This window comes from Pseudoalteromonas sp. JC28, assembly GCF_013319255.1.
Lineage (GTDB): Bacteria > Pseudomonadota > Gammaproteobacteria > Enterobacterales > Alteromonadaceae > Pseudoalteromonas.
The window spans coordinates 166,767-186,227 of the sequence record NZ_QOKX01000005.1 but is presented as its reverse complement, the minus strand read 5'-3'; the positions used below and the strand labels follow the sequence as shown (position 1 = coordinate 186,227).

General features: G+C 43.1%; 19 protein-coding genes and 7 tRNA genes. 7 read left to right on the top strand and 19 right to left on the bottom strand.

Features of this window, described 5'->3' with window-relative positions:
* Positions 1 to 160: 160 nt before the first annotated feature.
* Complete coding sequence (gene rpsT, locus DS891_RS12735; protein WP_010370978.1) at positions 161 to 421, top strand: 30S ribosomal protein S20; 261 nt, start codon at positions 161 to 163, stop codon at positions 419 to 421.
* Positions 422 to 514: 93 nt separating this feature from the next.
* On the opposite strand, the gene DS891_RS12730 is transcribed toward rpsT, so the two are convergent.
* A complete protein-coding gene (locus tag DS891_RS12730; protein ID WP_010370975.1) occupies positions 515 to 898 on the bottom strand; it encodes a response regulator in 384 nt (127 codons plus the stop codon).
* Between the two features lie 92 nt (positions 899 to 990).
* On the opposite strand from DS891_RS12730, the gene DS891_RS12725 reads away from it, so the two are divergent.
* Positions 991 to 1,476 carry a hypothetical protein gene (locus DS891_RS12725; RefSeq protein WP_102057192.1) on the top strand — a complete coding sequence of 162 codons (486 nt, stop codon included), beginning with the start codon at positions 991 to 993 and terminating at the stop codon, positions 1,474 to 1,476.
* Between the two features lie 97 nt (positions 1,477 to 1,573).
* Here the strand turns inward: DS891_RS12725 and DS891_RS12720 are convergent, their stop codons facing one another.
* From DS891_RS12720 to dnaQ, 12 genes are all read right to left on the bottom strand, one after another.
* Positions 1,574 to 4,651: an error-prone DNA polymerase gene (locus tag DS891_RS12720; RefSeq protein WP_174169976.1), complete on the bottom strand. Its 3,078-nt coding sequence runs from the start codon at positions 4,649 to 4,651 to the stop codon at positions 1,574 to 1,576.
* Entirely contained in the window at positions 4,651 to 6,048 is a 1,398-nt protein-coding gene (locus tag DS891_RS12715; RefSeq protein WP_174169975.1) for a DNA polymerase Y family protein, read from the bottom strand. The genes DS891_RS12720 and DS891_RS12715 overlap by 1 nt, the downstream gene beginning before the upstream one ends.
* Positions 6,049 to 6,050: 2 nt before the next feature.
* Positions 6,051 to 6,737: a translesion DNA synthesis-associated protein ImuA gene (gene imuA / locus DS891_RS12710; protein ID WP_174169974.1), complete on the bottom strand. Its 687-nt coding sequence runs from the start codon at positions 6,735 to 6,737 to the stop codon at positions 6,051 to 6,053.
* A 737-nt stretch (positions 6,738 to 7,474) separates the two neighbouring features.
* Positions 7,475 to 7,551, bottom strand: a tRNA-Asp gene (locus DS891_RS12705).
* 29 nt (positions 7,552 to 7,580) lie between these two features.
* Positions 7,581 to 7,657: transfer RNA gene (locus DS891_RS12700), tRNA-Asp, on the bottom strand.
* Between the two features lie 41 nt (positions 7,658 to 7,698).
* A tRNA-Asp gene (locus DS891_RS12695) sits at positions 7,699 to 7,775 on the bottom strand.
* A 49-nt stretch (positions 7,776 to 7,824) separates the two neighbouring features.
* Positions 7,825 to 7,901: transfer RNA gene (locus DS891_RS12690), tRNA-Asp, on the bottom strand.
* 32 nt (positions 7,902 to 7,933) lie between these two features.
* A tRNA-Asp gene (locus tag DS891_RS12685) sits at positions 7,934 to 8,010 on the bottom strand.
* Positions 8,011 to 8,042: 32 nt separating this feature from the next.
* A tRNA-Asp gene (locus tag DS891_RS12680) sits at positions 8,043 to 8,119 on the bottom strand.
* 30 nt (positions 8,120 to 8,149) lie between these two features.
* Positions 8,150 to 8,226, bottom strand: a tRNA-Asp gene (locus DS891_RS12675).
* A 110-nt stretch (positions 8,227 to 8,336) separates the two neighbouring features.
* Positions 8,337 to 9,707 (bottom strand): TIGR03503 family protein, encoded by a 1,371-nt coding sequence (locus DS891_RS12670; protein WP_010606637.1) that lies wholly within the window; start codon positions 9,705 to 9,707, stop codon positions 8,337 to 8,339.
* A 100-nt stretch (positions 9,708 to 9,807) separates the two neighbouring features.
* Positions 9,808 to 10,518, bottom strand: a complete 711-nt coding sequence (dnaQ, locus tag DS891_RS12665) for a DNA polymerase III subunit epsilon (RefSeq protein WP_010370953.1) — start codon at positions 10,516 to 10,518, stop codon at positions 9,808 to 9,810.
* Between the two features lie 69 nt (positions 10,519 to 10,587).
* Between dnaQ and rnhA the strand changes: the two genes are divergently transcribed.
* Entirely contained in the window at positions 10,588 to 11,058 is a 471-nt protein-coding gene (rnhA, locus tag DS891_RS12660) for a ribonuclease HI (RefSeq protein ID WP_099029375.1), read from the top strand.
* Between the two features lie 63 nt (positions 11,059 to 11,121).
* Here the strand turns inward: rnhA and DS891_RS12655 are convergent, their stop codons facing one another.
* Positions 11,122 to 11,871 carry a methyltransferase domain-containing protein gene (locus DS891_RS12655; protein WP_010370946.1) on the bottom strand — a complete coding sequence of 250 codons (750 nt, stop codon included), beginning with the start codon at positions 11,869 to 11,871 and terminating at the stop codon, positions 11,122 to 11,124.
* Between the two features lie 52 nt (positions 11,872 to 11,923).
* Between DS891_RS12655 and gloB the strand changes: the two genes are divergently transcribed.
* A complete protein-coding gene (gene gloB / locus DS891_RS12650) occupies positions 11,924 to 12,691 on the top strand; it encodes a hydroxyacylglutathione hydrolase (protein ID WP_174169973.1) in 768 nt (255 codons plus the stop codon).
* 227 nt (positions 12,692 to 12,918) lie between these two features.
* The gene (locus DS891_RS12645) at positions 12,919 to 14,493 is read left to right on the top strand and encodes a LysM peptidoglycan-binding domain-containing protein (RefSeq protein ID WP_174169972.1); all 1,575 of its coding nucleotides are present in this window, start codon (positions 12,919 to 12,921) and stop codon (positions 14,491 to 14,493) included.
* Positions 14,494 to 14,723: 230 nt separating this feature from the next.
* On the opposite strand, the gene DS891_RS12640 is transcribed toward DS891_RS12645, so the two are convergent.
* The 4 genes from DS891_RS12640 to DS891_RS12625 form a co-directional block, all read right to left on the bottom strand.
* Positions 14,724 to 14,924: a hypothetical protein gene (locus DS891_RS12640; protein ID WP_045989219.1), complete on the bottom strand. Its 201-nt coding sequence runs from the start codon at positions 14,922 to 14,924 to the stop codon at positions 14,724 to 14,726.
* 204 nt (positions 14,925 to 15,128) lie between these two features.
* Positions 15,129 to 15,572: a flavodoxin gene (locus tag DS891_RS12635; protein ID WP_010370933.1), complete on the bottom strand. Its 444-nt coding sequence runs from the start codon at positions 15,570 to 15,572 to the stop codon at positions 15,129 to 15,131.
* Positions 15,572 to 16,306, bottom strand: a complete 735-nt coding sequence (truC, locus tag DS891_RS12630; protein WP_174169971.1) for a tRNA pseudouridine(65) synthase TruC — start codon at positions 16,304 to 16,306, stop codon at positions 15,572 to 15,574. The genes DS891_RS12635 and truC overlap by 1 nt, the downstream gene beginning before the upstream one ends.
* Positions 16,306 to 16,623: a YqcC family protein gene (locus DS891_RS12625; protein WP_010370929.1), complete on the bottom strand. Its 318-nt coding sequence runs from the start codon at positions 16,621 to 16,623 to the stop codon at positions 16,306 to 16,308. The genes truC and DS891_RS12625 overlap by 1 nt, the downstream gene beginning before the upstream one ends.
* Positions 16,624 to 16,781: 158 nt before the next feature.
* Between DS891_RS12625 and DS891_RS12620 the strand changes: the two genes are divergently transcribed.
* Together DS891_RS12620 and DS891_RS12615 are read left to right on the top strand one after the other, a co-directional pair.
* A complete protein-coding gene (locus DS891_RS12620) occupies positions 16,782 to 17,810 on the top strand; it encodes a DUF3549 family protein (RefSeq protein WP_010606630.1) in 1,029 nt (342 codons plus the stop codon).
* Positions 17,811 to 18,116: a DUF3301 domain-containing protein gene (locus DS891_RS12615; RefSeq protein WP_010370922.1), complete on the top strand. Its 306-nt coding sequence runs from the start codon at positions 17,811 to 17,813 to the stop codon at positions 18,114 to 18,116. It begins immediately after the preceding gene.
* 78 nt (positions 18,117 to 18,194) lie between these two features.
* On the opposite strand, the gene DS891_RS12610 is transcribed toward DS891_RS12615, so the two are convergent.
* Positions 18,195 to 18,542, bottom strand: a complete 348-nt coding sequence (locus DS891_RS12610) for a DUF805 domain-containing protein (protein ID WP_095727928.1) — start codon at positions 18,540 to 18,542, stop codon at positions 18,195 to 18,197.
* Between the last annotated feature and the right edge of the window lie 919 nt (positions 18,543 to 19,461).

Genomic DNA, 19,461 nt, shown 5'->3' with positions numbered 1-19,461 from the left:
TTTTGATTTGTACAGGTTAAGAATTGAGAATAGCCCAAGTCGAGTCTTGGGTGTTGAACATTAGGCCGCGCTTGTTAATTTATATTGACTTTTGCGATTAAAACAGGCATATTCCTCGGCCTTTAAATTAAGCTTATTTTAAGATTGTTAGGAGCAAACCTTGGCTAACATCAAGTCTGCAAAAAAACGCGCTATCACTAGCGAAAAGCGTCGTAAGCACAACGCAAGCCGTCGTTCAATGATGCGTACATACTTCAAAAAAGTAATCGCTGCAATTGAAGCTGGTGATAAAGAAGCTGCAACTCAAGCATTCGCTGTTGCTGCACCTATCCTAGACCGTTACGCAACTAAAGGTCTAATCCACAAAAACAAAGCTGCTCGTCATAAGAGCCGTTTAGTTGCTAAGATCAAAGCACTTTAATTTGTTGCTGGATTGAAAAAACCGACATTATGTCGGTTTTTTTATGTCTGTAATTTATATACTTTGGTATCAAAAGATAAAATCAGTGCCGTTTTAAACCAATTCTAAATCTGGGTAAAACTTCTTCAGCATAGCCGCGATTTTCTTTGGCGAAAATGGCTTAACAACAAAACCTTTAGCACCGCGCTCAATCGCATCTTTAACATTGTCTACCGTTGAGTGTGCCGACACCATAACGACATTAATATTCGGGTTTATTTCATTTAGGGTTGCAATTAACTCTTTACCATCACCATCGGGCAGCTCAATATCTAAAAAGACAATATCAAAATGTTGCTCTTCACATGACTTTACGCATTGCGTTGCAGTGGAGGCTTCTCTTACATGATCAATGCCTAAGTGCATTAAGGTTTGATGTAAAAAGCTGCGAACTGTCCCTACATCATCGACGATTAAAATAGAGATGTTTTGATCCATAGTCCTTTCCCGTAGGCTGTAGTGTAAAAATAAGCTATTATACTTAGCATAGAAGCATTATAGAGACCTGCAACTAAAAGGCTACTTAAAGCATGGCAAAACCATCAAAAAAACAATCGCTTTTAGGTCAAGTACAGTCCAATCAAAAGAAACGCACTAGTACAACAAAAAACCGTCGACCATCGCCACAACAAATTGCAGCGATAAAGGCTCAACAGACCGCGCAAGCGCGGCAAACAAATACACCTCAAACACAAGCCGCTACAGATAACGATAAACCCAAGGGTAAAGGTAAGTGGATAGTGTTTGCTGTGATTGGTGTTTTATTTATTATCCTGCCAAAACCACAACTGATTACTTATGAAAAATTAGGCCTTGTGGCTAGTAGTGTATATTGGTCTGGTCTTCCTGGTATAGATCCTGTGCTATTTGATTCAAACTTACATCCAAAGCCTGCGCTTGAGCGCAATACACTATATTTATGCCACGATTTGAAAAACCCTGACTCCTGTCAGAAGTACCAAATCGTTAAGCAAGAAGGGTTTATTGCAGCCATGATGAAGCTGCTCCAAGGCTAAAGCGAAAAAGCAACGAAAATGCCTCTCTATTGGGGCATTTAAACCTTATACGCATATGTGAAACGCATTTACGAAAGGCCGAGCACCTCACAAGCAATTAATGAAAAGCGCGAGCCTTAATTGTCATCGCTGCTAGTAATTCACTTCTATCGATTAACCTACCAGCAATAACATGTACCACTTCACCCTCTTTCTCTACTATACCCTTTATTTCTAATAGCTGTGCGCCCATATAGGCTTGCTTTTGTGCTCGAGCAGTACCAGACCACACAATTACATTGATGTTGCCTGTTTCATCTTCTAAAGTAAAAAAGGTCACGCCTTTTGCGGTACCCGGGGCTTGCTTTCCTGTCACCAGCCCTATCACTGTTACTAACGATTTATGCGGTCGATAAAGCAGTTCATTGGCCTTAACCGTTCGGTGTATAAGCTTTGCTTGCTCAAGTTGCTTGATTGGGTGAGTGCGTAAAGAAACCTTAGTGCTATTGTAATCTTCCTGTAAGTTTTCAAACTCTGTGGCGCTAAAGTGACTATATTGCGACTCTTTCTCTTCAATATCGCTGAATAGTGGCAAGGTTTTACTTTGATCTGCAAGTGACCACCTAGCCGCATAACGGCTATCTACAAAGTGATGTAAAGCATCCGCGGAAATCAGCTTTTCAATAGTGCTGTTAGTAATACCAGCTTGCTGTAACTGCACGATATTCCCAAACCCCTCTTGAGGTCTGCATTGTAATAATTGCAGTGCTTCTTCTTCACTTAACCCTTTTATAAGCTGAAATCCTAACCGGATCGCAAACGTTGCTTGTCTTGGCTCTTGTACGACTTGATGTTCGTAATCGGACTGGTTAACACAGATAGGTAAAATGCTAACCTCATGCCTTGATGCATCTTGCAACAGCTGTGAAACCGAATAAAACCCCATTGGAAAGCTATTGAGTAGAGCGGTATAAAACATTGCGGGGTAGTAGTATTTCAACCACGCAGAGGCATAAGCCAGCACTGCAAAAGAAGCTGAGTGACTTTCAGGAAAACCATATTCACCAAAGCCGCAGATCTGCTCAAAAATCCGCTCAGCAAATTGTGCTTCATAGCCCCGATCCAGCATGCCTCGAATAAGCTTTTCTCTAAACTGCATTAGCTCCCCGGTTTTTTTCCATGACGCCATGGCTCGGCGTAGGCTATCCGCTTCTCCTCCAGTGAACCCAGCAGCAACCATAGCCAGTTTTATCACTTGTTCTTGGAAAATAGGAACCCCCATTGTCCTCTCTAATACCGATTTAACCGCTTCGGATGGATAAGTCACTTGCTCTTCACCATCCCGTCGCTTTAAAAATGGATGCACCATATCCCCTTGAATAGGGCCGGGACGTACAATCGCTATTTGGATCACTAAGTCGTAGTAATTCGCGGGTTTCAGCCTTGGCAACATACTCATTTGTGCACGAGACTCTACTTGAAACACGCCAACACTATCCCCTTTTTGCAACATCTTATAGACCAAAGGGTCGTCTTGCATACGAGTCAATTGGGCAAGATCCAGATTTCGCTTCGTATGCGCTGCAATATAGCCAAAACACTTACGGATAGCGCTTAGCATACCCAAGGCCAAGATATCGACTTTGAGTAACTTAAGGGTTTCAAGGTCATCTTTATCCCATTGAATAATGGTGCGCTCTGGCATAGCTGCATTTTCTACGGGCACTAATTCATGTAATGGGCTTTCTGAGATAACAAAACCACCAACATGCTGCGATAAATGCCTTGGAAACCCCATAATGTCATTAACCAACTGAATAAAGTGCTGACCTTTTAATGAGTTTGGCTCTAACCCTAACTCCACTAATTGGGCCTGCCAGTTAAGTCCTTTATCACGGCGGTTGAGATGCTTAATAAAGTACTCTATTTGCGCCATTTCAATGCCCAAGGCTTTGCCAACATCACGCATGGCACTTTTTAAACGATACGTGATCACCGTTGCTGCTAATGCTGCGCGTTTACGACCATATTTTTTGTAGATATATTGGATCACCTCTTCACGACGTTGGTGTTCAAAATCCACATCTATATCGGGTGGCTCATTACGCTCTTTACTAATAAAACGCTCGAACAATACACCCACTTGCCGAGGGTCAACCGCGGTTATCTCTAAGCAATAACAGACCACAGAGTTAGCGGCTGAGCCTCGCCCTTGGTATAAGATTTGATGCTGTTTGGCATACATCACAATGTCATGAATAGTGATAAAGAAAAACGGATAATCAAGCGCTTCGATAAGCGCTAGCTCTTTATCAATAATGGCTTCTATATCTGGCGGCACGCCATCAGGAAAGCGAACTTGTTTACCCTTTTCGACCAACGCGCGTAAATAAGTCATTGGAGTAAAACCTTTAGGCACTAACTCCTGAGGATATTGATAATGCAATGAGTCTAAATTAAATACACATCGCTTCGCGATATTGGCACTTTCTTCAAGAAAGGTAGGTGAAAACAACTTATTAAGCTTAGTGATAGATCTAAGTGCCGACTCGCTATTGCTAATCATTTTCTCAGGGATCTCGCTTATCACACGATTCTGTCGAATGGCTGTCAGTGTATGCTGTAGCGCAAGTCTAGACGAGCAGTGCATAAGCACCCCACCAACAGCGCAAATAGGTATTTGGTAAGCTTTTGACAGTTTTACACAATGGGTAAAATAATGTACATCTTTTGCACTCAAGTTACGTCGGTAGCCAATCCATATTCTATTATGGTGATATTTACACAGCCATTGCAATGATTGAACATCTTGACTGTTTCCCTTTGGCAACCATAACAATAAGACATGCTTAAGCGACATAATATCCCACTCACTAAGCTGATATTGTCCCTTCTCCATTCGCTGGCGAGCATTACTGATCACTCGACATAACTCTGTATAAGCGAGCTGGCAAGGACAAAGAGCAACCAACTCAATATTGTTGTACTTCAGTAAACTCCCAACTATCAGTTTTATCTTGAGTTTATGATCTCGAATATAAGCATGAGCACGGACAATACCAGCCAAAGAGCATTCGTCAGTAATGCCTATTGCGCTATAACCTAAAAAATCTGCTTGTTTGACCAACTCTTCTGGTCGCGATGCGCCAGTCAAAAATGAAAAGTTGCTCTGGCAAAAAAGCTCGGCATAAGACATTAGCTAAATACTCCATGAATATACCAATGATTATTTTGCTCTCGAAATACCCATAACCGCTGCGCTTGTTCATTTTGTACAATAAAATAATCTCGCTGGACCGGCTCACCGTCCCACCACCCCGAAGCGATACGCTCTGGACCAGAAATAATATTGACTCTTTCACATAACAGCTGTGGCTTCGAAAATAGGATAGTAGGTCTTAATTTACTCTTGAGTGTCGTGAAATGTGGCTCGTGGCTATAAGTGCTGGCCTTTTCAGGACGAGGATCGCCTGTAAGTTGTAAACCTTGCACTGCCTGCTCACCGAGCTTAGCACATAGAATAGCCCGCAGTCCTTGCGCAGACATCGCACTTTGCTGCGTTGAGAAGAGATCTTTTATTGTGGCATGCTGCGCTTCTAGTGCATCAGCTTTGAGTGAAACACTTTGTACGGGTGCATCTAAGGTTATGGATTCTAGCTTGAGGTTTAACAAGCGCTGCCAATTTGCCGCCTTATATTCAGGCTCCGCGCTGTTTAATGTGATCTCTAAAGCCTCTTTATCTCGAAGTGCTAAGGTAAAATAAAGCGTTCGAGTTACTAAGTTACGTTGCTGTAGGAATAACGCTAAACGCGATAGCAAATGCTCGATTGGCTTTTCTAACCAAGCCATTACTTCGACTTCGTAAAGTAAAGGTGCAGTAAGCTCAAAGGTTTCCGCAGGTTGGTAATAGTTAAGGGTTTCCTTTAGTTTTCCAAACAAGCAGCCTACATAATGTACGAGTTCAGTATCAAAACGTTTGGCCAGTTCACTGAGTGAAAACAGCTCTAACTGCGCCACGTTTTTAACTCCGGTGCGAGCAAGCAACTCAATCACTTGACTGTCTAGACTTGTACGTGTTAATCCTATCTTCCCCAAGTAATGACGCTTTTGGCACTGCGTTAACATAAGCGCATTGCAATGCTCTCGCGCTAAGAGCTTAGCCATTATTGTGGACTCACCCATGCCGTAATAATAACTCTTGCCAAGTTGCGCTAATTGTCCAGATATTACTTGCCAGTAACTTGGCAAATCATGATAGAGCGACAGCATAGAATCGACTTTAAGCACAAGGCCATTAGGTTCATCGATTACAATATCTGCACTTACTTGATAAAGCGTATTGGCAATTTCTAATAGCTGCTGTCTTTCTAGAAGGTCGTCGTAGGGCAAAACATGAAGCTGTGTACACAATGCACAAGCAGTCCCAAGGCCCATTCCTATTTTTATACCTCGCTGCTGCGCTGCATCATTGAGCTGCACTATCTGGTTTTTGCGGCCATCAATAATAACAACGGGTGTAACAAAATCACCAGAAACCGTTCGCTTTGTCATTCCCTCTAGTTGCAGCATAGGAAAATAGAGATATAACCACATAACTAGCTCGTTAAACGCCGCTCATAGCCTGTAAATGCAACTATATTATCGCTAACATGAGGTAGATTTGGCTTTTCAAGCTCTGGCCAATAGTGGGGGTTTTCTAGTTTAAGACTACGATGTGCCAAGTGCCCCTTGTGCTTCTTCACTATCACATCCAAGCCGCTGTGCTGTGCTTGTAAAGCCACTGAAAGCGTAAATGGTAGAGTTTGAGCGTACTGTGCTTGATGTAAAACAAATAACCTACAACCTCCCGTCTGTGCACCTAGCTGCAAACGCTTTACAGCGGCAATAGAAAGCGCTTCGTGCCAAAGTACAAGCGCACTACACGCACCACTTTTTACACACTGCTCCGCAGCCCACAGTGCTTCTTTTTCACTTGGTGGCTGCAATATCATAAATTCACTCAGGTCTAACGATAAATAATGCAATGCCGCGGCATGTATTTGTCCTGGTGGATTAATTAATACCTTCAAACGGTTATCATCCGCAAAGTGGGGCAATATCAACCTTAACTCCCCTATTCCCATTGCAGTTTTTACACCAATCACACCTTGTTGCGGCCAACCACCACACAGCACATCATCAAGTGCAGCAAAGCGAGTACTGACGACATCATGCTGCACGGCCTTTCCACGCCCACGCCAAAGCAAGTTTTTACGCTCAAGAAGATCTATATAATTCGCCATACATCACCAAACACTGTTTATACATACAGTATATTTAAATAAAGACAGATCGCAAGTAGATCGCTAGAAAAGAGACGAGTTAAAAAGTAACCATGGTTTACGCTTTAAGTTAATCGTGTTTTGCTTAGGAGAAATGAGATCTACAACTAGGGCCTGTTGATCTTTCAAGTTTGTTTTTGCAGCAGTTTGATTGGTATTTATACAAGGCAGAGCCAGCGTAGCATAGTCATTCTATGTAAGTCTGGCGATAAAGACTTTGTGCTCCTGCAAAGTCACCTTACCCCACATCCTTGTGGGGCAACACAGAAGAAATGCTAATCAAGCGCTGCCCTTTGGGTTCATCTGAGTGCGCTTTGTTCATTGTTGCTCAACTTTTGCCTAGATTACTAGGCGGCAAGTCGAGCGTCGCGACCAAAACACACTCAGAAGAATAAAAATCAAACAGCAAAGGTCAACAGGCCCTAGTCTATTTGTATAAAAGGCGACAAGAACTGAGACGTAAAACAATGAGTGTGGCGCGTAGATAATCGTCTTTTGGCCTAGCTGAGTGCTACCCTCTTAAGCAACAGCTAACCAACTGAACTACCACTTTGCCACAACAGGTAAAATTATATCGACATTATTATAAGCTTATGTTGAAAAATGAATTACTGGACTGTGATGACAAGGGAAAGACTAATGTAAATGAGCTTTTTGATTTTGGTAAAGGAAGCTTGCTTAGAAGAGAAATTGCAAACTGGCGGAGTGGACGGGACTCGAACCCGCGACCCCCGGCGTGACAGGCCGGTATTCTAACCAACTGAACTACCACTCCGCAGTGATAGATTTGCAAGATATCTTAAATGGCGGAGTGGACGGGACTCGAACCCGCGACCCCCGGCGTGACAGGCCGGTATTCTAACCAACTGAACTACCACTCCGCAGAGATATCTTAATGACATTATTTTACTCGTTTTAGTGTTGGCGGAGTGGACGGGACTCGAACCCGCGACCCCCGGCGTGACAGGCCGGTATTCTAACCAACTGAACTACCACTCCAGCGAGTAAACAAGCTGTCATAAAGCTTGAATATAGTTATGCGATACATTGGCGGAGTGGACGGGACTCGAACCCGCGACCCCCGGCGTGACAGGCCGGTATTCTAACCAACTGAACTACCACTCCACTGAGTATTCGCATTTTTTGCTTCGAAGTGTTGGCGGAGTGGACGGGACTCGAACCCGCGACCCCCGGCGTGACAGGCCGGTATTCTAACCAACTGAACTACCACTCCATAAGAAGCAAATGCACGTTTGTAATAAGTATTGGCGGAGTGGACGGGACTCGAACCCGCGACCCCCGGCGTGACAGGCCGGTATTCTAACCAACTGAACTACCACTCCAGCGCGACTTATTGATACCACGAAGAAATTTGGCGGAGTGGACGGGACTCGAACCCGCGACCCCCGGCGTGACAGGCCGGTATTCTAACCAACTGAACTACCACTCCGCGTCATATTCTTGCAGTGTTTGCTGTAAGGTGTGCTCCCTGACAGCGGCGTGAATAATACGAATGACCCCCTCATGAGTCAACCGTTTTTTGAAAAAAAACCGTGTTTTTTAGTTATCTTTCATTGAAAGGTTCAAAATATCACCTGATTTATCATTTTTTGAACCATTCCCTGCTGCGTTATTTTCAGATGGTCCTAAATCATCAAGATCAATGACTTCTTCGGTTTTCTTAAATGGATTCTTTGGCATTGGTACTTTTAGTCTAATTGGCTTTTTTTGCACCAGAACACGAATGGCTAACCAACCGAGCAATAATACAACTAAGTTACCAGCAACAATAATACTGACTAGTAGCGCTGTACTTATAGTCGGCTCTGGTTCTGGCTCGGGTTGTATCACTGCCGGTAACGCAGCGGCTTCCAATTCAGGCACTTTTTCAATGGGTCTTTCAATTTCAAAATTGTAGTTTGGCAACGTTGCCATAAACTCACGGCCATTGATATTTTCACCAAATGCGGAGATTTCTACACTATAACGCCCCCAATCATAATTCTTGATTGGCAGCTGACGATAAAGCCGTTCTTCTGCATCTAAGGTAAACATCTGCTCTTCACCATTAGGGTAAAAGATTTTACCCTGTAGCAATATGGTCTCAGGTTTCACAACCGTGTCGTCTATCGTAATAGTAAGGCCATGTTCAAGCTCGTTTTCACCCGCTAGCATCAATTCAAAGTTGAATGGCGGCTCAGCGATAACAATAGGTGATTTGATCACTCTTCTTTTTAGAATGGGCGTTTCTATGAAAAATTCAGGCTGCCACTCTCCCGCAGGAAAGTTTAATTTAAACTCACCAGTAAAAATTCCATCCAAGGGTCTTTCATCAAACTCTCGGCCATCATCTTTAAAGTCGGTCACGCTTTGCGTACCTGCACCAAAGTTGGCATATTCATCGTTATTGGTACTAGAGAACTCCACATACAAAGTCACGACATCCCGGAAGTAACCCACATCTATCTGTTTGCCATCATTAGTCACGCGCCCTGTTACCTTCAGCACTTCACCACGGAATAATAGCGGGGGCAAAGCTTCAACTTCGAGTTCAATGTCACCAAGCACCATTATGCGGCTGTTTTTTTGGATCTGTCCGATGACTTGCCAAGGGCCTGGCGTTGGGTTCTTTAGAATGATCAAGTCATAACTGACTTCGTCATACCATCGTAGTGCATCATTATCCAGTGAACTGGTCGCATAATATTTACTACCATCAGGCTTCACAAGTACCACGGCGGGAGCGCCTGGGGCGCGAAAAAACAGTAAAGTGATCTCTTCAATATTATAATCAATACGAAAACGGTTATCTAAAAGAGGGATTTCATTTACCTTACCGTCCCGCTGCAACATCGTTATCTGTGGTGTTTGAGCGCCAACAACCGTACTTACTAGCAGTACAAACCCCAAGATAAGCTGTTTTAGATTCATGTATTAACCCTACATTGCGTTGATGGCCTGAGTGATCTTTTTTTGGGATAAAGCCCCTAGTTAAGCGTCTACTCCACCCCAACGATACCGATTATATTCATTATTGTTGCCACAGACTTTGTCCACAAGCTTTGTTTACAAGCTCTAAACGTTCTGTATGTGCTTGTTCTTCATCGGCAGAAGCACGTAAAACTTTAAGTGCAGGACGATTGCTGTCTAAACGAATAATGCCACCGGCTGAGTTAGCCTGATCACCTTTATTTTGATTTGCCAAATTCAGCTTTTTTTGGCCTCCCGTCATCGACAGGTAAACATCAGCAAGGATCTCGGAATCCAGCAAAGCGCCGTGCAGCGTACGCTTTGAGTTATCGATATCGTAGCGACGGCAAAGCGCATCTAGGCTGTTCTTCTGGCCCGGATGAAGATCCCTTGCCATCACCAAAGTATCTAGCACTTGACAATAGTCATGGGTTGCCGGAAAGCCTTGATTTAACTTAGCAAACTCGTGATCCATAAAGCCGACGTCGAACGGCGCGTTATGAATGACAAGCTCAGCTCCTTTAATATAGTCAAAAAACTCTTGCGCAATTTGATGGAAAAAAGGTTTATCACGTAAAAATTCGTTGGTGATACCGTGAACATCAATGGCTTCTTCTTCAATGTCGCGCTGAGGGTTGATATATACGTGGAAGTTATTCCCCGTTAGTCTGCGATTGACTAGCTCAACACAACCAATTTCAATGATCCTGTGCCCAGCTTTAGGATCAATACCTGTGGTTTCTGTATCCAGTACTATTTGCCGTGTGTGCATATCGTTGCTCGCTTAACTTTGCTATTATTTTGCCCTATTCGCACATTTTACATAAAAATAGGCAATTCAGTGCAAAAAACCGTAGAGATTTATACCGATGGCTCGTGTTTAGGCAATCCAGGTCCAGGTGGTTATGGTGTTTACCTTTCCTATCAAGGACATGAAAAAGAAATGAGTGCAGGGTATAAACTCACAACCAATAACAGAATGGAAATGCTTGCGGCTATTGTTGCACTCGAAACATTAAAGCGCCCCTGCGACATCATTCTGTATACCGACAGCCAATATGTTAAACAAGGCATTGAGTCTTGGCTTGAAAACTGGAAAAAGCGCAATTGGAAAACCGCAGCCAAACAACCAGTAAAAAATGTCGATTTATGGCAAAGACTGGACGCTGCCACCAGCCGACACACGATCCAATGGCGCTGGGTAAAAGGCCACGCTGGAAATAAATATAATGAGCTTGTTGATGACTTAGCGCGTGAAGCGGCTTCAGGTTCAAACCTACTTGTAGATGAAGGCTACGAAGCCAGCGTCTAACTAAGGGATCATTCAATAACAAATAACAGCTCCCTTAAGATTTATCTTAAGTAATAATACTCGTTATTCTTTATCTTGGCAGGTTTGTCTGAGTCCAGCCCCTTTCACAGCGGGTGTCCACTTAGGCTTTACATGCCACTTAGGTTTGATTGGAGTGAGCGGCATCACCCGCTTTCTTGCCACCAACATATACACGCTTCCCATCGGCTTTAAGTAATGACGGCAAAAACGACGCCATGGCGCAAAACGAGAAAGCCTCGAGCCTCGCGCTAAAGACGCATAAATAAAGCGCTCGTCACCAACAATCTCAAACCCGAGTAAATCTAGCCAATCCTTCACCCGCGATGGAGTAAAGAAGCGCCCTGACCAAGGTAGTTTTTCTTTACTAAAGGGAAGCATTTGCGCCACACCACATAAACTAAACGGATTAAAACCTGAGATCACAATATAACCTCCAGGAATAAGCGTTCGGTGGGCTTCGCGTAGAATATGATGCGGATCAGAATGATATTCTAAGCACTGACTTAAAATACAAGCATCGACTGAGTTTTCGTAAAAAGGTAGCTCGTCAATTTCAGCAAATACTCCGACATGTTTGCCTTGTGGGGCAACACAAACTTGATGCTTAATCGGGCTGGCAGAGGTATTCATTTGACCGCTCAAACAGCCGAGTTTTAGCATGTGGTAACCAAACATTCTAGGTAGCCATTCATCCAGTCGTTTTTGGATCCCCACCTTTAAATATTCACCGTGAGGAAAGTCTTGCCACTCATCGGGTTTGGGTCCTTGTAAAAAACTTAACGCTGGTTTCATTTACTAAGCTCGTTATACTGGTGTTATTAATCACTTTATAGAGCATTGCGTTATGGTGCAAGTCGATGCAATCAAAGCATTTGATGACAATTATATCTGGGTGATAAAAGACCCTCGACGTTCAAACTGTTGGGTGGTTGACCCAGGTGACGAACAACCTGTTTTAGATTACCTCGCCAAGTTTGATTTAACACTCCAAGGCATATTAGTCACCCATCACCATTGGGATCATACTGATGGCATTGCCCCGCTTTTATCACATTTTCCCAGCTTAACAGTCTACGGGCCTAAAAATGGTAAATATAAAGGCATTACTCATGGCCTTAGTGAACACGATAAGATCACACTTTTTGATACCACGCTGAACATTATTGCCACCCCAGGTCACACGTTAGACCATATCTGTTATGTAAATGATGAACTGGCTTTTACGGGTGATACATTATTCAATGCTGGCTGCGGCAGACTTTTTGAGGGAACACCTAGCCAAATGTGGCACTCCTTTGAAAAGCTACTCACACTACCTGACACATGTAAAGTGTATTGCACGCACGAGTACACGCTCGCGAATCTTGCTTTTGCTGAGGCCGTTGAGCCCGCTAACCAAGCACTAACCCAGTATCACCAACAAGCAAAGTCATTACGTGCCAATAACGAGCGCACGGTACCTACGACAATTGAACAGCAAAAAGCAATCAATCCTTTTGTACGTGCCGCAAATGAAGCCATTCTCACCCATGTTCCAACGCAATTTATCGCGTCAGAAAATACACCTGAAGCTCGCTTTAGTGCACTGAGAAAATGGAAGGATAACTTCTAAAATATTCAATAGTGACCTAATGTAACGCCAAAATGACGCTTTTTTGGCGTACTTACATGGGAAGTATTGAATAAATTATCCATTTTCTTTGCAATACCGCCAAAGATAAGCATTTCTAACGATTTTTAGGAAGTCGAAATAAAATAATAAAGAAGCTTTAAATGCTGATACAAACTCGGTAATATTGCCGAGTTTTTGTCCGAACCCCCAAGCAAAAGAACGCATTTATGAAAAAGCTCGCCTTTATTATTGCATCAACAGCAATATTAAGTGGTTGTGAAATCACACAAGAAACCCCATTGGAAACTGCAACTGAACAAGTGAAGCAGGCCAACTTAGATCACGCGAGCCCTTATGATATCTCCCAAACACTCAGTACCTCATGGCAAGACGAAGATGAAGAGGCTGTGCCTGTATTTGACGACGTATGGGAGCGGATCCGTTATCAGTTATCTATCGAAGTGCCACAAAATAGACCTGTGGTCGCCGAACGTAATTACTATCAACGTCACCAAGCCTATTTAGACCGTATCGCAAAACGTGCAGAACCTTACCTCTACTACATTGTTGAAGAAGTAGAAAAGCGCAATATGCCGGTAGAAATCGCGTTGTTACCTATTGTGGAAAGCGCATTCGATCCATTTGGCTATTCACACCGCACCGCTTCCGGTATTTGGCAATTTATGCCTCAAACCGGTGAACGCTTTAACCTCAAACAAAATTGGTGGTATGACGGCCGTCGCGATATTATTGCATCAACGCAGGCTGCATTAGATTACCTCACCTATCTCCATAAAACACTGGAAGGCGATTGGTTAAACGCAATTGCCGCTTACAATTCAGGTGAAGGTCGATTGCTCAGAGCAATCCGAAAAAATCGTAAAAAGCATTTGCCTACCGATTTTTGGTCTCTCGATTTACCTCGCGAAACCACCGCGTATGTGCCTAAATTACTTGCCTTATCCGACCTCTTAAAACGCTCAGATGAGTTTAAGGTCGCGTGGCAACCTATAATCAATGCCCAAGTTGTTGATACCGTTGAGGTAGGGTCACAAATTGATTTAGCGCTTGCCGCTGAAATGGCCGATATTTCTTTAACTGAACTCTATCGCTTAAATCCAGGTTTTAATCGTTGGGCCACCGATCCAGATGGCCCACACCAGTTATTATTACCCATGGAAAAAGTTGACGCTTTTCAAGAGAAATTAGCTAAAACTGAAGTAAAAGATCGACTTCGTTGGCAATATTATACAGTGCAAAAAGGAGATAGCCTGTCGGTCGTTGCGACTAAGTTTAATACTAGTATCGGCGCCATTCGCTCACTCAATAGCATCGATGGCAATATGATCCGTGTTGGCCAGAAGTTATTGGTGCCACTCAGTGATGGCGAATTGCAAAGTGAGCATTTACCACCAGAAGTGCGCCTTGCCGCCAACAAAGTAACTAAGAAAAAACTCAGCCACACAGTAAAATCAGGTGATACATTGTGGGATATCAGCCGCGAATATGATGTTACCGTTAAGCAATTAGCTAGCTGGAATAAGTTAAAAACCAATGCCGTTTTGCGCCTTGGACAAAAGCTTACTGTCTTTAAAGATGAAAAAGCAGCAAATCAAACCGTCCTCGTCAACACCGAGCGCACAATCACTTACAAAGTGCGTAAAGGCGACTCATTGGCACGTATCGCCACTAAGTTTAACGTCAGCGTGAATGAAATCGTCAAATGGAACAACCTGACTGGACAGAAGTATCTTCAGCCTGGTCAAAAGTTAAAACTGAAAGTTCAGACGAAACGTGTTTAGCGCTAAGAACCAGGGTTTAAAAATAAAAATCCAATATCAGTGATGATATTGGATTTTTACATATTAAAGCAGCACTTTTGACTCACTTTTCCTTAAAGATTACGACAGTTCTATCGTTTAAATACACAGTTTTTCAACGTCGCTTACAGCTGATTTAAACCCAAAAATTTGGTTAGGCTTCAATGCTGATTAATATTATCTAAAGAAAATTTCATAAAGAACTGATATCGTTAATACATTATTGGCGTACCACCAATCCTCCTGCAAATTCTCGATGCGTTATCCGCGTCTCGATAATCAGAAAAAGAGTCAGCCCATAACAACTCACCATTTTTGTAACATTCAAGGTAAATTTCTTCGAATGCGGTAGCATTAGACGACATAGCGGTGGCGAAAATAGCAGATACAGCAAATAGAATCGGTTTAATCATTATTTTTCCTTTTCATTATTTTGAACTTTATAATATCGGTCACTTTTCATACAACCATGACCAATGTCACACAACGTAACCGAAATGTAAATATTTATATTTTCCCGTTACTATGATTATGCTGATGAGTTTGCTATTTGAGCTGGCAACGCGGCCTATTAAGCCGCGTAAATTGAAAGGTAATGCTTGAACAGAAGATAAAACCTAAAGGTTTTTTGCCAATGCTTGAAGCCAAGGCTCAGCAGGCTCCCAAGGCTCAAAATATTCACAGGCATCGATGTCTAGACGCGGTTGTGCTCGAGTGGCGTTCAACTCTTCAATCAGGGCATCAATTTGCTTTCCAGCACCACAATAAGTATCGCCATAACTAGAATCCCCCAATGCGATGACCGCTACTTTCTTGCCCGTTAGCATCGGAAATTCGCTTTGCATTTGCAAAAATAAGGGCAGCAAGTTATCGGGAATATCACCAGATCCGGTAGTAGAAGAAATAAATAAAATGTTTTCAGCTTGCGTTACATCAACGATGGAAGCAGGCTCAATAACACTTGCCTCATGACCCGATTTATTCAAAAACTCAGCACTGTCGTTTGCCAAGTTTTCAGCATTGCCGTACATACTTCCCACAAAAATGGAAACTTTTGCCATTATTTATAATCCTTCTCGTTGTCTGACCAGCCGAGCTGAGCGAAGACAGCCAATGCTTCTTCTCCCAAATCCGCGGTAATTAAAATCGTCGTGTTGGTATAAGGATGTACAAATTCCAATTTAGTTGCAAATAACATCAACCGACGTAAGCCAAAATGATCGACAAAAAAGTGGTTGTGTTTATTATCACCGTGATTGACATCACCAATAATCGGATGTGCTAAATAGTTAAGGTGGCGCCTGATTTGGTGTTTTCTACCCGTTTTAGGAAAGCACTCCACCAACGAGTAGCGGATACTTGGATACTTACCAAAAGGAATTGGCAAGCTACCCTGCAATAAACAATTTATCTGTGTTTGCGCTTCCTGCGGAGCTTTATCCTGACAGGCAAACTTATCAGCAATTTTATCAAGTTCTTCTTTGAGTGGTCTGTCGATGAATCTAGATTCCGGAGCAAATCCGCGAACAAGCGCTAAATAGCGTTTTTGAATATTACCGCTAATAAAGATTTCATTCATGTCTCGCGCGGCCTCAGAGCTTAGTGCAAACAGTAGCACGCCTGACGTTGGCCTATCTAAACGGTGAACGGGGAAAACATGTTGACCAAGTTGATCACGTAGCATTTGCATCGCAAATTGTGTTTCTCGCTTATCCAAAAATGAGCGATGAACCAATAACCCTGACGGCTTATTTATCGCAACATAATGTGCATCTTGATATAAAATCTCAAGCATTACGCGCTCTTTGCAATTGTATTATCGAGGTTTTTTAAGCACTGATGCACCGCATTAAAATAAAGATGTTCACTCAGCACCATTTCAGCCATTGGCGCAATCGCCATATTTTCCGGTAATGCTTCACCACTTTCTACCATTGTTCGCATTTTGCCCAAGAATACAAATTGCAACCACTGCGCGAAGGTCATCGTATCGCAGCAAAATGGCTCCGTAGAGGTAAGTGCCTTAGCCGAAATTGGCTCGTCTTGCCAAAGACCCGTCGCCTTTAAACAAGTCTCAAGTTCGTCTAACTGAATCAATAATTCCGAGTTCATCGGTCCTGTCTCTTTCTCAATTTTTTACATTATAGCAATTTGCATGATTTAGGAGCTAGCCAATTCTCTCAAGTGCACCTTTTTCATAGGCTTATCAGCGCTCCCAAAAGTAGCTATAATTGCCGCTATTGAAAATATAAGTAACATATAGAGCATTCATGACAGCGCAAATTTCAACTTTAGGTGAATTACTAACAAACGCCGGAACGCAGTGGCGGGCCTATGATCTGGGTCGACGTATCACAAAAATAGATAAGAAGCAGTTTGCGCAAATCGAGAGTACTCAAGTCCCTTATCCTTACCCGCTTGGCGGCCATGCCATCATGGCGATTCAATTTTGGGATAATGAGGCGACCGCTGATCCTTATGTGTGGTTTTTAAAGTTTCCACTGGATGAGCAAAGCAAGCTCATTATCGCCAGCCGTGACCACTTTGCCTCCATGGTACTCGAAGCATTAGGTACTCAACTCACGGGCGAAGCCGCTCAAGGGAAACTTGATAACAACCCTTATGTCTTCACGCCAAACGCGAACAAACTCGCGGCATTCAATGCGCTATTAAAGCGTGAGCTTAATCGCCCGGCTTCTCAATATTACGAGCACGCCGAACTCTATTTTTCTGGCAAGCTTGGGTTTGAACGCTGGCAAGAAATAGCGCTACAAGGTATTGCAGACTTTGCCCTACGTCTAGACCATGGTCATAACGCGAGCAACCTGCAACAGGCGTGGTCTTTTTTGCCAGCAGAAGTTAAGACACCATTAGCTGCAATGCTTGAACACGTTACGGTCTCAACATCACAAACCGAAGACTTTTTAGCCGCTTTAAACCGCGCATGCCAACAGCAAAATAAGGACGCCGTAGTCACCAATTTGCGTGCGATGTCGGGAAGTCACGCGCTTGGTCTCATCGCCCATGCAGTAGACGCCATTTTAGCATCTGAGTTGGGATCAGATGCAGATTGCTTACTCACTATTGCAGGGCGTGCTTGGGAAACATTAACCGACCAGCAAAGGCTTTTTATCTATATGGAAAAAGCCGCTGAGAATAATCAAATCGATGGACTTTTCGGCAGTATTTTCGCAGACTTAGTTGCAATACCTATGTTACGCCCACATGTTTTAGGGATTATTAGAGCAGAAAATCGCAGTGAAACTCTGTCTCGTGCAATTGGAAGGTTATTTTCTTAAATGACAACACTTTGGCTTTTTATCATCGTATCATCTGGTATCGCGCTATTTTGGTATAGTCGCCAGATCGCAGAAGCGGCAAATAGACATGCACAGCATCAAGCTGAAAGTTTGCAAGTGCAACTGTTAAGTGTTGCCTGTATTAAGCGCCGTTTTGGCGTATTAAAAGACGGTAAACTTGGAATAAAAAGCCAATTTATGTTTGAGTTTAGTTCAGATGGCGAGTCAGCCTATCAAGGTAAGCTTTACTTAGAAAATGAACGATTAGTCAAAAAAGAATTGCCCGCTTATAAAATCGCAAGTTAATCCGATGGGTGCGAAAGTAGGCACTTAAATTCATATAAATACAAGTGCCTGCTCTGAATTTATAATAGTACAACTATTTTAAACATACCCTTTGACGCTTGGCCCGTAGTCGTTTTCACCAACCTCGCTATCCATGGTGGTGAAATATATAATCACTAATAAGCCGACGATAGGTACAAAGCTCACTAGCAGCCACCAGCCCGAGCGTCCAGTGTCGTGAAGACGACGAATAGATACTGCAACTGTCGGTACTAGAACCACCAAATAATAGATACCTGTCAAAAACAGAGTGCCAAAAAGCCCGTCGACAATACCAATTGCAAAGCCTATCAACGCATTTATCAAGATAAACATCCAGTATTCTTTGCGTCTTGAACGTCCACTAAAATCGGAATATCTTTTTAATACTGTTAGATACCATTCCATTTCTTTTTCCTTAACTATTGCGCCAACATCGCGCACTAAAAAACAATACCAATTCGCTTAATTAAGTGATCTATTTTGAGGCGGGAGAATCTTAGCGATAACACCACTACCGCGTCCTGCTATCGCCAAGGTACCAACATCCATGCAGGCAAGGCAAGGCAAGGCAAGGCAAGGCAAGGCAAAAATTTTGCTATTTAGTTGTTCTAAATGAGAAATTTTTAACGCGGTTAGCGTCAGATTTGCTCCTTAAAATTGAGCAAGTATTAAGACTAAAATGAGAGTGGAATAATCTAGCAAGGAGATCGAAAGATAAGAATGAAACTGCAAGCGGAGAGTTTTGAGAACTTCAACTAAGTTACTAGGAAAATATACATCAAATTTACAACCGTCACAAAAAACTAAGGCGCTAGCCTATCTGCTGCGCCTCAATCCTGACGATTATCCCAAGAGGTATCCAATTCCTCTGCTTTACAACCCAAAAGCCATCCGCCAATTCTTCTTCCCCTGAACGGGTATGTACTCCGACCTACCCGAATCCCATCCTTGTGTCATCCATTAGCACTTCCAATGCATCTCCATTTTAGCCACCTTGGCCTCCTCTTCGCTTCCCGCGCTCCAATGCCACCTTGGCTCCGCTTCACATAATCCCTATGTGCTCCCTATACATTGTTACGTCCAGTGTAACCCATCCACTTCGCAATCATCCAGATTGCGCTCCCTCATCCTAGAGCCTTGCTCGTCCTTATCTGCTCTTCCTTGCTCCACTACGCTTCCCGCGCTCCTTGACACTCCATGTGTCTCCTTATCCCTAGTGAAGCTCCGCTTCACACTCGCTTCCTCGAGTTCCTGATCTTCCTTGCCCTATGCAATACATCCTTCTCTTGTTGTCAAATTCCTTATCCTTTGACGCTGAGCTCCT